Annotated in this window: 1 protein-coding gene; it reads right to left on the bottom strand. The window is 70.2% G+C overall.

Annotated elements, in window-relative coordinates:
• Positions 1 to 584 (bottom strand): beta-ketoacyl reductase (locus tag ACYVPE_RS39990; protein ID WP_461038755.1); only part of this gene is annotated, 584 nt, incomplete at both ends.

Genomic DNA, 584 nt, shown 5'->3' with positions numbered 1-584 from the left:
CGTTGGTGGTCGGTGGTGGTGAGGTGGCCTGTCATGCCGCTGGTGGTTTCCCACAGGCCCCAGGCGAGGGAGTGGGCGGGCAGGCCGTGCTGGTGGCGGTGGTGGGCCAGCGCGTCCAACCAGGCGTTCGCGGCGGCGTAGTTGGCCTGGCCCTTCGTGCCCAAGGTGCCGGCGAGGGAGGAGAAGAGGACGAAGGCGGTGAGGTTCTTGTCCTGGGTGAGTTGGTGGAGGTTCCAGGCGGCGTCGACTTTGGGGGTGAGGGTGGTGGTGAGGTGGTCGGGGGTGAGGTTCTCGGTGGTGGCGTCGTGGAGCACGCCGGCGGCGTGGATGACGGCGGTGAGGGGGTGGTCGGTCGGGATGGCGTCCAGGACGGCGGCCAGGGCCCGGGGATCGGCGGTGTCACAGGCGGTGATGGTCACCCGTGCTCCCAACCCACGCAGCTCCTCGGCAAGCTGTCCAGCGCCGGGGGCCTGAGGGCCACGCCGGCTGACCAACAACAGATGACGTGCCCCGTGCTCCGTGACCAGGTGACGCGCCACCAACGCACCAAGACCACCCGTACCCCCCGTCACCAACACCGTGCC

This window comes from Streptomyces mayteni, from assembly GCF_054783955.1.
Note: the sequence above shows the minus strand (reverse complement) of the source record. Positions and strands in the feature narration are given on the sequence as shown.